Origin of the sequence: Belliella alkalica, assembly GCF_022549785.1 — a bacterium.
Classification (GTDB): domain Bacteria; phylum Bacteroidota; class Bacteroidia; order Cytophagales; family Cyclobacteriaceae; genus Belliella; species Belliella alkalica.
This window is the reverse complement of record NZ_JAKZGO010000013.1, coordinates 96,908-109,275: the sequence shown is the minus strand read 5'-3', so window position 1 is coordinate 109,275 and position 12,368 is coordinate 96,908. Positions and strand designations below refer to the sequence as shown.

Annotated in this window: 12 protein-coding genes; 1 reads left to right on the top strand and 11 read right to left on the bottom strand. The window is 37.0% G+C overall.

Going from position 1 to position 12,368, the window contains the following annotated elements; genetic code table 11:
• Positions 1 to 432: 432 nt before the first annotated feature.
• The 5 genes from MM213_RS15020 to MM213_RS15000 all read right to left on the bottom strand — a co-directional run bounded on the left by MM213_RS15020 (position 433) and on the right by MM213_RS15000 (position 4,935).
• Positions 433 to 2,352 (bottom strand): OmpA family protein, encoded by a 1,920-nt coding sequence (locus tag MM213_RS15020; RefSeq protein WP_241413577.1) that lies wholly within the window; start codon positions 2,350 to 2,352, stop codon positions 433 to 435.
• 4 nt (positions 2,353 to 2,356) lie between these two features.
• On the bottom strand, positions 2,357 to 2,983 hold the full coding sequence (locus MM213_RS15015; protein ID WP_241413575.1) for a 7-carboxy-7-deazaguanine synthase QueE: 627 nt from the start codon (positions 2,981 to 2,983) through the stop codon (positions 2,357 to 2,359).
• 461 nt (positions 2,984 to 3,444) lie between these two features.
• Positions 3,445 to 3,891: a GNAT family N-acetyltransferase gene (locus MM213_RS15010; protein WP_241413574.1), complete on the bottom strand. Its 447-nt coding sequence runs from the start codon at positions 3,889 to 3,891 to the stop codon at positions 3,445 to 3,447.
• Positions 3,888 to 4,349 carry a GNAT family N-acetyltransferase gene (locus MM213_RS15005; protein ID WP_241413573.1) on the bottom strand — a complete coding sequence of 154 codons (462 nt, stop codon included), beginning with the start codon at positions 4,347 to 4,349 and terminating at the stop codon, positions 3,888 to 3,890. Before MM213_RS15005 ends, MM213_RS15010 begins: the two co-directional genes overlap by 4 nt.
• Positions 4,350 to 4,443: 94 nt before the next feature.
• A complete protein-coding gene (locus MM213_RS15000) occupies positions 4,444 to 4,935 on the bottom strand; it encodes a methylated-DNA--[protein]-cysteine S-methyltransferase (protein WP_241413571.1) in 492 nt (163 codons plus the stop codon).
• Between the two features lie 424 nt (positions 4,936 to 5,359).
• Between MM213_RS15000 and MM213_RS14995 the strand changes: the two genes are divergently transcribed.
• A complete protein-coding gene (locus MM213_RS14995; RefSeq protein WP_241413567.1) occupies positions 5,360 to 6,265 on the top strand; it encodes a mechanosensitive ion channel family protein in 906 nt (301 codons plus the stop codon).
• A 147-nt stretch (positions 6,266 to 6,412) separates the two neighbouring features.
• Here MM213_RS14995 and dnaK read toward each other — a convergent pair whose 3' ends face one another.
• The 6 genes from dnaK to MM213_RS14965 form a co-directional block, all read right to left on the bottom strand.
• Entirely contained in the window at positions 6,413 to 8,332 is a 1,920-nt protein-coding gene (dnaK, locus tag MM213_RS14990; RefSeq protein WP_241413558.1) for a molecular chaperone DnaK, read from the bottom strand.
• Positions 8,333 to 8,556: 224 nt separating this feature from the next.
• Complete coding sequence (locus MM213_RS14985; RefSeq protein ID WP_241413553.1) at positions 8,557 to 9,003, bottom strand: molybdenum cofactor biosynthesis protein MoaE; 447 nt, start codon at positions 9,001 to 9,003, stop codon at positions 8,557 to 8,559.
• Positions 9,004 to 9,013: 10 nt separating this feature from the next.
• Positions 9,014 to 10,096 (bottom strand): HesA/MoeB/ThiF family protein, encoded by a 1,083-nt coding sequence (locus MM213_RS14980; protein ID WP_241413552.1) that lies wholly within the window; start codon positions 10,094 to 10,096, stop codon positions 9,014 to 9,016.
• A 3-nt stretch (positions 10,097 to 10,099) separates the two neighbouring features.
• Positions 10,100 to 10,333 carry a MoaD/ThiS family protein gene (locus tag MM213_RS14975; RefSeq protein ID WP_241413550.1) on the bottom strand — a complete coding sequence of 78 codons (234 nt, stop codon included), beginning with the start codon at positions 10,331 to 10,333 and terminating at the stop codon, positions 10,100 to 10,102.
• Positions 10,334 to 10,345: 12 nt separating this feature from the next.
• On the bottom strand, positions 10,346 to 11,080 hold the full coding sequence (locus tag MM213_RS14970; protein WP_241413548.1) for a sulfite exporter TauE/SafE family protein: 735 nt from the start codon (positions 11,078 to 11,080) through the stop codon (positions 10,346 to 10,348).
• 3 nt (positions 11,081 to 11,083) lie between these two features.
• Positions 11,084 to 12,268 (bottom strand): molybdopterin molybdotransferase MoeA, encoded by a 1,185-nt coding sequence (locus tag MM213_RS14965; protein ID WP_241413546.1) that lies wholly within the window; start codon positions 12,266 to 12,268, stop codon positions 11,084 to 11,086.
• Positions 12,269 to 12,368: the final 100 nt, after the last annotated feature.

Sequence of the window (12,368 nt, the reverse complement as noted above, 5' to 3'; positions counted from 1 at the left end):
TTCATTGATTATCTAACAACATGATATATATAATTATATATATAATTATAATGTTATTTTTATATTTAATGTATTTATAAAGATATTAAATTGAATTATTTACATAATAAATCACTAAATAAAATGTTCTCTAAAACAATACTAAAGTGCATTATTATAATATTTTACAGTATATTTAAGTTGTATTCAATAAAATATCGATATTAAAAATACTATTTTTTCAATAGCGTGAAATAATTTCAAATCAATCTAATCTAAAATTGATAGAAGGTTGTTTTGATAACTTAAAAAACCAAGAAAGTTTTTTAAATATCATTTAAAAACGACCTATTTTTTCTAAAAAACTGATAATTGAAAAATAATAATTTCAAAAACTACTCAAACTGAACAAAATCTCATAAGAATATCAAGAACAGGCTCAAAACATGTCTGTCACAGAATAGAGATTGTAATCCTTCGGTTGAGAGCTCTATTTAAACTGCTGTCATTGGGAGCAACTGGTTTGTCAGATCCTAAACCTTCTGTGTAAAGCCTACTTTCGTTAACACCTTTTTTAATCAAAAACTGCTTGACACTATTCGCTCTTCGTGAGCTTAACCCTTTGTTATATGACTCCGAACCTACATTATCGGTATGGCCTATTATATTAATGTTGACATTTGGGTTTTCGTCCATGAATAAAATCAACCTATTCAAAGAGGTGCTGGATTCAGGCTTCAATTCATCCTTATCAAAATCGAAGAAAATATTCTCGAAGGTAAACTCCTCTCCTGCTGCTACAGGTGTAAGTTCTACATTTAAGTTTTCCTGATTCTGCAAACTGTCCCTGTCAACATTGTATATTTTGGGAATAAAACCTTTTTTCTCTACGTAAAGCCCTGATGCACTTTTTTTGGGATAAAGCATTGTAAAATCCCCTGTTCTTCCATCTGACTGGAATTGGTACATTGTGCTATCAGTGGCCAAATCTACCAATGACAATTTGGCTTCAACAGGCTCTCCTGTGTTTTTGTTCAAAACCTTACCTGCTGTTACCATTAGCTTTTCCCCCAAATCTATCTGCTCTGGAAACCTGAATTTATAAAGAAACGATCGCTCCTGATTTCCATCATTCAAAATAGTCTCCGTGTAATATGCGAAATCTCTTTGGGCAGTAATAAAAAGTGCAAGTTGATCTTGATGGTCATTGATTGGATATCCAAGATTGACTGGTTTCCCAAATTCGCCCCCTTCTACCCTGGATATAAACAAGTCAATCCCTCCAAAACCCAAATGCCCATCTGAGGCAAAAAACAAGATTTCATTATTAAAGTATATAAATGGAGACACCTCGTCTTTTGGTGTATTCACTTTAGACCCAAGATTTTTTGCCTCAGACCAAGACCCATCCCCCATTCTTAAGGAGTACCAAATATCCTTACCTCCAAAACCTCCTCTTCTATTGGAAGAGAAAAAGAGAATTCTTCCATCTGCGGATAGTGAAGGCTGCGAGTCCCAAACCCTTGAATTTACACTTTTACCCATATTGGAAGGCTTCTGCCATTCATCGTTTACTTTGTATGAAATATATAAATCACAATCCCCAAAGGAATCTGGAGTCTGGCAAGAAGTAAAAATCAAGATTTTCCCGTCTGCTGAGATGGTGCAAGTACCTTCATTATATGCTGAGTTGATGCTCGAAGCAATGCCTCTTGGCTCACCCCATCTGGCAGAATCTTCATCGAAATAAGACACAAAAATATCTTCATGCTCACTATTTGTGACTCCATCTCTTTTGGTGAAAAGCATTTTTTTACTATCCGCAGTGAGTACTGGGAAATATTGAAGTGTAAATTGATTGAGTGGTTCTGCAAGTTTTTCTTTTTTGATATCATAAACCTCCTGAATGCCGATTCTGATAAAATCAATCTGTTGCTCCATCTCTTTGAACGGACGGGTCGATTTGAATTCGGTAGGCATCAAGGCTTTGGTATTATCAAACTCCTGAATAGCGGAATTGTATCCGCCAATCTTGAGAAAGCAATGGGTTTTGAGCCAGGCAATTTCACCAAGAAGACCTGCGGGTGCTTTGACATTTCTCGCCAAACCCCGATCGACAATCTCCAAGGCTTCCTCCGGCAATCCTTTTGTCAATAGAATTCTACCCCATTTCAGATACGACTCCAAAAAATTAGCTTCTCTGCTGATTGAGGCTTTGTATTTGGCTATGGCTTCATCGTACATTCTCTTTTGGACAAACTCATCACCCTCTTGATGAAGTTTGATAGCCCGATTGTCTATAATAGTATAAGTCTGGCTAAAACTTGAAAAAGAGAAAAACAAAAAGAGTATGAATAGATGAACTTGCCTCATGGATTTATGGTATATCCATAAATTTATGTGTTTGTAGCGATATATTCCAATTTGGATGTGACTTTACGTAATCAATAATCTGATTTGTGAAGACATTGGCTTTGCTCCACTCAGGTTGAAGAAGTAATTTACAATCTCTATTAACGAGAGAAGCATGTTTTTCGGCAAATTCAAAATCTGATTTGTGAAAAACAACTACTTTCAATTCATTCGCAACAGCATAAATACTTTGATGTGGGGCTTTGAATTTTTTTGGTGAAAAACAAACCCAATCAAAATCTCCTGAAAAAGGATGTGCTCCTGAAGTCTCAATGTGAGTAATAAACCCTTCTCCCTTCAAAAGTGTCGTCAAAGGATTTAAGTTATACATCAAAGGCTCTCCGCCTGTGATTACTACTTTTCTACAAGGAAAGGCCTTTGCTTGGGCTACAATATCTTCGATTGATAAAACAGGCCACTTTTCACTTTCCCAAGAATCTTTGACATCACACCAAACACAACCAACATCACAACCACCTAATCTTATAAAATACGCAGGATGTCCTGAAAAAGTCCCTTCTCCTTGAATTGTATAAAAAGCTTCCATAATTGGAAGCATATTCCCCGCTGCTACTCCTTGTTTTTTGTCCATTTTAATTTTTGATAAAGCGGGTAATCGAACCGCTGTGTAAAACTCTTACCGATTTTCGGACTGCAAAGGTAGCTTTTATTTTAACATTAGAAAAATTATGCTTGAAACAGATCAATTTGGAAAACAGTCTAAGGTCATTCGATAACAGCTGATTAATTTAAACTTCAAACAATATTATTAAATGGCTACTAGTATGAAAAGAGAAGTTCAATTAAACGAAGAATCAAAACCTGACACTAGACACTAATGTGTAAACCAAATTCAGGCAAGATCAATTTGTCCGCAGACAATCGCTGACAGTCAACGGTAGGCTCAAAGCAATCTAATATACCTCTTTGTTTTACAACTGATGTATATGCAGGCACAATTTTTTAATCCATCCTAATTTGATGCTCAATACCTTAACAGCAAGAATTTTGAAATTCATATTCATCTATTTCTATCAAGAATCCATTGCCACTTCAACCTAACACTTTCTCCATCACGATCCTATACTCCTCTATCCCATCCTTTTTGACAAGATCTACAATCATAAACCCCATATTCAAACCAAAACGAATCATATTGACTAGCCTGTTTCTTGTTTTGAAATAGATTTTGAGATAGCCTTGATCTGAAGCCCAAAGCTCTTGTGCCTCTGCCAGTTTTGTGGCAACCCCCATTTTTCTATAAGGCTCTAAAACTCCTCCCATCCATGAATAAAAAACATGTGGTAAATCTCGTTCATAACCTACTTTGAAACCAACCTGTCGATCATCAACCTCAGCAATCAAAATCAAATGAGGTGTACCTTTTAGCCTATCTTCATAGACCTTTTTATCATATGGCCGAAAAAACTCTGGGATTCGATGGCTTAAAGCAACAACTTCCTCTATAGTCCCCTGCCTGACCCTAATCACACCCCTCATAAGTCTAGTTCCATTTTGATATCACAACGAAGATATTTCCCACATTCTGGCGGCATTTCAGAAAACCCTAAACTCCTATAAAGCCCAAGTGCTGGCGCCAACTTGGTATTGCTGTAAAGAACCAACTTCTTACCTCCCAAAACTCTAGCTTTTTCCACAATTGCACTTGCTAATGCCTTTCCTATCCCCTTTCCTTGAAACTCTGGTATGACAGCCATTTTGATCATTTCAAAAACGCCAGCCTCTACAAATTTCAGCCCTACTGTCCCGACGATCCTTTCTTCAGCTTTTGCCAAAAGTATTTCCCCACCATGGTTAATGATAGAAGAATTTGGGTTTTGCAATTGTTCTAAATCGAATGGCTCTAGGGAAAAATATTGTTGAACCCAAGCCTGATTGATTTTCTGAAAATCAGCCTGGTACTCTGCCATGTAAGGAATAATGGATATTGACTGCATGAATGACTAAGCGTTTTGAGTCAAATATAAAAAAAACTTCGTAAAGGATGATTACCACCCAAAGCGAAGCTTTTTCTATTCAAAAGAACAACTGCTAGTTTGAGAACCCCAAAACTGATTGCTTCCCTACTTTGTCCTTATTTTCCAACTCCAACAATTCTGACTTTCTCCAAAGTCCTCCGGCATAACCTGTAAGCTGACCATTCTTGCCAACTACTCGATGGCAAGGGAGCATCATTAATATTGGATTTGAACCTATAGCGGTACCCACAGCTCTTATTGCATTTGGGTTTCCTAGGCTATGTGCTATTTGCTCGTAAGTTTTTGTGTTTCCAAAAGGGATCTTGTTAATTTCAAGCCACACTTTCCTTTGAAAATCTGTACCTCCGAGTGCTACGGGAATGTCAAATGTCTTTTGCTTCCCTTGAAAATATAAGCCTAACTGAATCCTGACATCCATCAATACCCCATCTAGGAAGGTATCGGTTTCAGGTTCTTCGGTAAATTGTAAAGAGATCAAATAACCGTCAAATACTTCTGCTTTGACATTGCCCAAGGGCGTCTCCATCACTGCATACTCTCTCATATCTACTGTCTTTTTTAAGGTTAATACTCAATGATCAATAAATATTCTCACGCCAATAATGTAATAACGAAATATAAATGGTTTTGTCTTGTGATTTAACTATTATTTTGGATTTTGACAAAAATTAAGAATTAAAGAACAGTAGAGAAATAACTAATTGCTGATTGAATGATACACAGAGTGGGATTTTAAAAACATTTCATCCAAAACATAATTAAAAAATAGTTTGAAAAACAACAGCTATTAAGAAACTTTGGCAAAAAAAAACACCTTAATCAAATTTTGAAGTATTTTTCATCTTGACTTTACTCTTATAAGTTTTAGAAGAATAAATAACAGTCGAAGAAAGTTTTTTATTCTTCGATAAAAAAGATAAAATTGAATGGTTAATTTTGTAATTGCATAGTATTACATTTTTATAAATATGGAAGAATGGATTAATTATCTTGATAGCATTGTGGAGCATGATCTGAGATGGAATACTTACAAGACCATTTTAATCATTCTAGTTTTATGGTTGCTAAAAAAGGGGGCATTCAAACTCCTGGGTGCAAAAAGAGAAGCTACTGAACTAAAGAAATTCTATCACTGGAGAAAAACCATACAGTATACTATCGTTTTTATAGGTTTTTTGTTGATCGGAAATATCTGGATTAGTAATTTCCAATCTATTACCACTTTCTTAGGGTTGCTTTCCGCTGGAATTGCCATCGCTTTGAAGGATATTTTTGTAAATATAGCTGGCTGGATGTTTATCCTTTGGCGTCGTCCATTTGACATAGGAGACAGAATACAGATAGGTGATTTCAAAGGTGATGTCGTAGATACTAGGGTTTTTCAATTTAGTATTCTGGAAGTGGGTAATTGGGTAGATGCCGAACAAAGCACTGGACGTATAATTCATGTGCCAAATGGAATGGTGTTTTCAGCTCCGCAGGCAAACTATAGTCAGGGGTTTGATTACATATGGAATGAACAGCAGCTAAATATCAGTCTAGACTCTGATTATAAACGTGCTAAATTGATACTCAATGAGATGCTTGACGAGATTTTCAAAAAAGAGTACAAAGGAATTCAAATTGCCTTAAAGAGGGCGCATAAGGAACATTTCATTTCTTTCACTCAATATACACCTACTGTCTATGCGAAAATACATGAAAAAGGCATACAGCTATCTCTAAGGTATTTGTGTAATCCAAGAAAAAGAAGATTTTTTGAACATATGATTACTGAAAACATTCTTGACAGATTCCGTGAAGAAATAAATGTCAAAATAGTTTACCCAACTACTTCAGTTATTTTAGAGAATGCTAAAATAAGAGAGAAGTAAGTCAGTTTTGTGAAGAATAAATTTCTTTTGCAATTATTCTTCCAGCAAACAAAAACATTCTATATAATTCATTCTCAAAAGCCCTAAATAAAAAAAGGCAACCGTATCGAGTACGGATGCCTTTTCATTATATTAAATGATTAAGAATTATTTTTTATCCTCAGATACTTCTTCGTAATCTACATCAGAAACACCGTCACCAGCTTCAGCTGACCCTCCAGCATTTGCTTCTGGTCCTGATTGAGGACCTTCTGCTCCGCCGGTAGCATTGTACATTTCCTGAGAAGCAGCTTCCCAAGCTTTGTTCAAGCCTTCCATTGCAGCGTCAATACCTGACAAATCCTGAGACTGATGCGCTGTTTTCAAAGTTTCCAATGCTGCGGATATATTCGCTTTATTGCCATCTGACAACTTGTCTCCATATTCTTTCAACTGTTTTTCAGTTTGGAAGATCAAGCTATCTGCTCCATTTAGCTTTTCGATTTTTTCTTTTTCAGCTTTATCTCCGGCAGCATTTGCTTCTGCTTCTTTTTTCATTCTTTCGATATCATCCTGTGACAATCCTGAAGAAGCTTCAATTTTGATTTTTTGCTCTTTTCCAGTGCCTTTGTCTTTTGCAGACACATTAAGGATACCATTTGCATCGATATCGAAAGTCACTTCGATTTGAGGAACTCCTCTTTGTGCTGGTGGAATATCGCTCAACTGGAATCTACCGATAGATCTGTTATCCTTGGCCAAAGGTCTCTCTCCTTGCAATACGTGGATATCTACAGCAGGCTGATTATCTGCAGCTGTTGAGAACACTTCTGATTTCTTAGAAGGAATAGTTGTGTTAGCCTCGATCAATTTGGTGAATACTCCACCCATGGTTTCGATACCAAGAGATAGAGGGGTCACGTCTAGCAACAACACATCCTTAACCTCACCAGTCAATACACCGCCTTGAATAGCAGCACCGATAGCTACTACCTCATCAGGATTTACACCTTTTGAAGGTTTTTTGCCAAAGAATTTCTCTACTTCTTCCTGGATTTTAGGGATTCTAGTAGAACCTCCCACCAATATTACTTCATCGATATCAGAGGCAGAAAGACCAGCATCTTTCAAAGCTTTGATACAAGGATCCATAGATCTCTTCACCAAAGATTCAGAAAGTTGCTCAAATTTTGCTCTACTCAACGTTCTCACCAAGTGCTTTGGGCCTGTTTGTGTAGCAGTGATATAAGGCAAGTTGATCTCAGTTGAAGAAGAACTTGACAATTCTATTTTAGCTTTTTCAGCAGCTTCTTTCAATCTCTGAAGTGCCATTGGATCTTGAACTAAGTCAATTTGCTCTTCTGATTTGAACTCGTCTGCAAGCCAATTGATGATCACTTGATCAAAGTCATCACCACCTAGATGAACATCACCGTTGGTAGATTTCACTTCGAATACACCATCACCCAATTCCAAGATAGACACGTCGAACGTACCACCACCAAGGTCATACACTGCGATTTTCATATCTTGGTTTTTCTTGTCCATACCATAAGCCAATGCGGCAGCAGTAGGCTCGTTGATAATTCTCTTTACTTCTAGACCTGCGATTTGTCCTGCTTCTTTGGTTGCCTGACGCTCTGCATCGTTGAAGTATGCAGGTACGGTGATCACTGCTTCTGTTACTTCTTGACCCAAGAAGTCTTCTGCTGTACTCTTCATTTTCTGAAGAATCATTGCCGAAAGTTCCTGTGGTGTGTAAGATCTGTCTCCGATTTTGACGGCAACAGTATCGTTAGAACCTTGTTCTACTTTGTAAGAAGCATGTTTTTTATCTTCTGAAACTTCAGAAAACTTCTTACCCATAAATCTTTTTACAGATGAAATAGTATTTGCTGGGTTTGTGATTGCCTGACGTTTTGCAGGATCTCCTACTTTTCTCTCACCATTACCATTGTCTAAGAATGCCACAATAGATGGCGTGGTTCTTCTTCCCTCACTGTTTTGGATGACCACTGGCTCGTTCCCTTCCATTACAGCAACACAAGAGTTAGTAGTACCCAAGTCTATACCTATGATTTTTCCCATGATTTTATATTTTTATTTTTTGATTGTTCAATTTTTAAAACTATAAATCACCTATTGACAAGGGTTGTGCCAAGGGAAATACTGTGAAAATTTACGTCAGAATGTCAGTAATTGGTGACATTTTATTTTCCAAAACCTGACAATTTCTTTCCAAAAAATACTTTTCATGTCATAAAGTATTGCTTTCAAGGGATACTTTAGCTGAATTTCGCCAATGACAAACTTCAAGTGTTTTCTTTCCAAACTGAGGTATCATTGCTAACCAATTCTTTCCCCCATATCGGCAATTCATTCTTGATCCTTTCCACTAGTTCTTCACAAGCCGAAATGGCCGCTTTTCTATGTTTGGATGAAGTGAACACAAATAGGCAGATTTCTCCTACCTTAACTTCACCTAAGCTATGATAGATGTGCATGCATGTCAAAGGATACTTCTCAAAAACTGCTTCCCTGATTTCGAATGCCTGCTGAAGAGCCATTTCTTCATAGGCGGTGTATGCGATGGCAGTGACTTTTCCACCTTCTTTTGCGTCAGCTCTTACTTGACCTAGAAATATACTGTGACCACCGATTTCATGATTGGTAGCATGATTAGCAATAGATTTGGCGATTTTCTCAGGAGAAATTGCTCCTTCTACAAATATGTTTTTTGGTTTTCTAGTCTTTTCCATTTTATTTTTTTTAAAGATTGAGATCAAAGGAGTTGATTCCTCCAGAGATTGATCTAATGTATTTATCGGGGTATTTTTCTTGAAGTAATTTTGATGCCTTCATACTTCTTATTCCTGTTTGACAAAACAAAAGGATTGTATTGGTTCTTGCCAATTCAGAATTTTTCAAATGAATCTGATTCATGGGAACACGAATAAAAGGAATATCCTCCAGTTCAGGCTCTTCATGAGGTTGTCTAAGATCAACCAAAACAGTATCTCCAAATTCCTCCATCAAAGGGATTACATCTTCCCAATTAATCTGAGAAGACAACCCACAAAAATCTTGGTAATCCATTTGCATTAAATCATTTGCTGATTTGGGTCTGGAAATTTCACTTTGTGGGTCTTTCGTAAGCTCAATTTTATATTCAGAATGATTGAGAAAATTATAGTAAAGCATCTTTCCATCTAATATTTCCCCAAACCCAGACACAAGCTTGATTGCTTCAGACGCCATCATACAACCAATGATACCAGGAAAAACCCCCAAAACTCCAGCTTCATTGCAATTTGGCACTTCGTGGGCTGATGGTGGTATTGGATAGATATCCCTATAATTTACTGACTGAATACCACTAGTGTTGAAAACTGCCACTTGTCCTTCATTCTGATATAAGGCACCAAACACCAATGGCTTGCCAAGCAAAACGCAAGCATCATTTACCAAATAGCGGGTTGGGAAATTATCCGAACCATCCACAACTAGATCATAATCATGGAGATACTCAGTAACATTCTCTCTATTCAAGTATTCAGGAATTGAGACAAGCTCGATATCATTATACTTTCCACGAAGGATCTGAACTGCTGCCTCAGCTTTGTTTTTGCCTAAATCATGTTGACCAAAAAGTACTTGGCGACTAAGATTGGACTCAGACACTAGATCTCCATCCACGATTCCTATTTTACCAAAACCTACTGAAGCAAGGTAGAGTAATACAGGACAACCTAACCCACCTGCTCCCACTACCAGAACTTTTGCGTCCTGAAGCTTTTGCTGGGATTTCTGCCCAAAACCTTTCAAATTATAATGCCTATCAAATCTATCCATAAATCACCCCCCCGAAAAAGGTGGCAGAAGTGCAATTTCAGCTCCCTCAGGAATCTTGTCCGAATCTGTAGAAAGCTTCTTGTTGACAGCTATCGCAAATTTCAAATCCTTCAACTGAGGATAAATTGTATTAATTTCACTTTTTAAAGAGGCTATATTGTCTGATTTTTCTATCATAAACTCACTTTCCCCAATTTCTTCCGAAATCTTCCCAAATACTTTAACAATCAATTTCATTTCTTTTAAATCTTAATTTAACAATAATTTGACTGATGCGAATATAAGGACAGCGCAGAGCAGATATCGCAGTGCTGAATTGCTGAATTTTTTTGCTCCAAAATACCCACCAAGCAATCCTCCTGCTATCGTAATTGGTATTAGAAACCAAAACTCACTTGGAAGATCGAAACTCAACGCCCCAGAACCCACAAAACCAGCTATTGAGTTCAAAAATATAAACAATGAAGACAAAACCGCCGTTTGCTTCACATTTGCCCACTCAAGAACTAAGACAATCGGTGTAAGTAAAACTCCCCCTCCAATTCCTACCAAGCCAGAAAGTAAGCCTATCAATACCCCAAGCAATGGCGCCATCCATATTTTTCTTTCTACGACAACTTTTTTTGATTCAGGAAAAACCATCAAGAATCTCAATGCAGGAAACAGCAAAATCACTCCGAGTATTTTTCGGTAAATATCAGTATCCAATAAGATAGTCCCTCCTAGATATGCTGCAGGAATAGAAAAAACAATCAAGGAAAAAAACAAATCTTTTTGCAAAGACTCCTCCTTTCTGAAATTCAGAAAGGAAATCAACGATACAAATATGTTTAATAGCAAAGCCGAAGGCCTTATATCTTCTGGTAGAAAACCCATCAAGGTCAATATCATCAAGTAACTGCTAGCTCCTCCATGACCTACTGAAGCGTATAAAAAAGCTGCGATCGGTAGTAGGCACAACAATAAGACTGTCCACAAATCCATTATTTAGAAAGGGTAATAGTTGTATAAACCATCATTTACATCCTGAGCATCCCTACTTGGGATTTCCACCAAACCTGTTGCTTTATTGAATGATACGAGATTAAATGATTCCTGACCATTTAAGACACGAACCATATTGTTTTTCAATTCACACTTCAGAAAAAATGTCAATGAAGAGTCCGTTTTGTATTCTTGGACCAACGGAAATTTGAAATCAGAATCATAAGCATATTCATCTCCAGAAAAACGATTGAGAAAAGGTCTGACGTAAACCTGAAAACAAGAAAGTGAAGATGATGGATTACCTGGTAGTGCAAAGATAAACTTGGACCCCAAGACACCTGCGTAAAATGGCTTTCCTGGCTTCTGGGCAACTTTATAAAACAATTCCTCTATTCCTAAATTTTGTAAAGCAGGTCTGACAAAATCAAAATCACCAACAGAAATCCCACCACTGAGGATCAAAACATCAACTTTTTCTATAAGCTTTTTGATTGACGCTTCGACTTCAAAAGCTTCATCTTTTACTTTTTCGACAAATTCCACTTGGATTCCCAACTTCATCAATGCAGCGCATAACATAGGCCCATTTGCATCATATATCTGACCATCCTGAAGCTCTAATTCAGAAGTTACAACTTCATCTCCAGTCAAAATCACCCCCACTTTAGGCTTTCTAAACACTTTAACATCTTGAACCCCTAGAGAAGCAAGCAAAGCTATTGTTCCAAATGAAATTTTATCTCCACGCCCTAAAATCTCATCGTCTGCTTTACACTGTGCGCCTACTACCCTTACAAAATCACCTTTATTCACCAAACTTGGATCTATTGAAAAGCGATTTCCATTGACTCTAACAATCTCCTGTTTGACCACTGTATCCGCGCCTGAAGGAATTGGAGCCCCGGTAAATATCCTAACTGCCGTCCCTGTCTTTATAGCTTCTTTTGTCGTAGAGCCCGCTTTGACCATAGCAGAAATCTCCATTTCAGATTGAAGTTCATCAAAACACAATGCGTAGCCATCCATAGCTGAATTGTCGAAAGAAGGAACTGATATAGGGGAAAAAACCGCTTCTGCACAAAAGCAATCTACTGCATCAACAATTGGTATCGTAATCATTTCTCTTTGAATAGCAAGTGATTTCAAAATACTCTTTGCTATGTCAACGGTGATCATTTTATTCATATGAAAGTGGTGCGTATTTTTATCTTAAAGAAATGTGATTTATGTAGAAAGCTTAAATTTGGAAATCACTTGGTATATTACATGTTTGACTTCATTTTCA

Bases quoted from the DNA above. Each gene is read 5' to 3' on its own strand.
- MM213_RS15015 (WP_241413575.1), bottom strand. From the start codon at position 2,983: ATGGACAAAAAACAAGGAGTAGCAGCGGGGAATATGCTTCCAATTATG.
- MM213_RS15005 (WP_241413573.1), bottom strand. From the start codon at position 4,349: ATGCAGTCAATATCCATTATTCCTTACATGGCAGAGTACCAGGCTGAT.
- MM213_RS14995 (WP_241413567.1), top strand. From the start codon at position 5,360: ATGGAAGAATGGATTAATTATCTTGATAGCATTGTGGAGCATGATCTG.
- MM213_RS14965 (WP_241413546.1), bottom strand. From the start codon at position 12,268: ATGAATAAAATGATCACCGTTGACATAGCAAAGAGTATTTTGAAATCA.
- MM213_RS15010 (WP_241413574.1), bottom strand. From the start codon at position 3,891: ATGAGGGGTGTGATTAGGGTCAGGCAGGGGACTATAGAGGAAGTTGTT.
- MM213_RS15020 (WP_241413577.1), bottom strand. From the start codon at position 2,352: ATGAGGCAAGTTCATCTATTCATACTCTTTTTGTTTTTCTCTTTTTCA.
- MM213_RS14980 (WP_241413552.1), bottom strand. From the start codon at position 10,096: ATGGATAGATTTGATAGGCATTATAATTTGAAAGGTTTTGGGCAGAAA.
- dnaK (WP_241413558.1), bottom strand. From the start codon at position 8,332: ATGGGAAAAATCATAGGTATAGACTTGGGTACTACTAACTCTTGTGTT.
- MM213_RS14985 (WP_241413553.1), bottom strand. From the start codon at position 9,003: ATGGAAAAGACTAGAAAACCAAAAAACATATTTGTAGAAGGAGCAATT.
- MM213_RS14970 (WP_241413548.1), bottom strand. From the start codon at position 11,080: ATGGATTTGTGGACAGTCTTATTGTTGTGCCTACTACCGATCGCAGCT.
- MM213_RS14975 (WP_241413550.1), bottom strand. From the start codon at position 10,333: ATGAAATTGATTGTTAAAGTATTTGGGAAGATTTCGGAAGAAATTGGG.
- MM213_RS15000 (WP_241413571.1), bottom strand. From the start codon at position 4,935: ATGAGAGAGTATGCAGTGATGGAGACGCCCTTGGGCAATGTCAAAGCA.